Annotated in this window: 1 protein-coding gene; it reads right to left on the reverse strand. The window is 65.2% G+C overall.

Annotation, left to right across the window (positions count from 1 at the left end):
• On the reverse strand, positions 1-979 hold a 979-nt coding region (gmd, locus tag AC08OU_RS13525), incomplete at its 3' end, for a GDP-mannose 4,6-dehydratase (protein WP_476605039.1).
• Between the last annotated feature and the right edge of the window lie 9 nt (positions 980-988).

Here is a 988-nt window from a genome sequence, read left to right on the forward strand (position 1 = left end):
CGGCCGATTCCGTCTCGGCGGCGACGTCGGCGTCCACCATCATCGCCACCAACTCCTCGAACCCCACCCGCGGCTTCCACCCCAACACCTCCCGCGCCTTCGACGAATCCCCCACCAGCACATCCACCTCAGCCGGCCGGAAAAACCGGGGATCCTGCCGCACGAACCCCGACCAGTCCAAGATCCCCACCCACCCGAACGCCGCATCCAACAACTCCCGGATACTGTGCGTCTCCCCGGTCGCCACCACATAGTCGTCCGGCGCGTCCTGCTGCAGCATCCGCCACATCGCCTCCACGTAATCCCCCGCGAAACCCCAGTCCCGCCGCGACTCCAGATTCCCCAACGACAACGAGTCCTGCAACCCCAACGAAATCCGCGCCACCGCCCGCGAGATCTTCCGGGTCACGAACTCGATCCCCCGCCGCGGCGACTCGTGATTAAACAACAACCCCGAACACGCGAACGTCCCGTACGACTCCCGATAATTCACCGTCAGATAGTGACCGAACGTCTTCGCCACCCCGTACGGCGACCGCGGGTGAAACGGCGTCGACTCCCGCTGCGGCGTCTCCCGCACCTTCCCGAACATCTCCGACGACGACGCCTGATAGAACCGCACCCCCGACATGTCGTTACCACCCGCGATCCGCAACGCCTCCAGAACCCGCAGCACCCCCATCCCCGTCGTCTCCCCGGTCAGCTCCGCCTGCTTCCACGACAACCCCACGAACGAGATCGCCCCCAGGTTGTACACCTCGTCCGGCTGCGAGATCTCCACCGCCCCGATCAACGACGGAAGATCCGTCAGATCCCCCTCCAACAACACCACCCCTGGCACCAGCCGCTCCACCGTCGCCACCTTCGGGTTCGACTGCCCCCGCACCAACCCGAACACCTCATAACCCTTCGCGGTCAGCAACTCACCCAGATACAACCCGTCCTGACCGGTAATCCCGGTAATCAGCGCGCGAGGCACGTCGAATCC

It is taken from the genome of Frankia sp. CcMO1 (assembly GCF_977945845.1).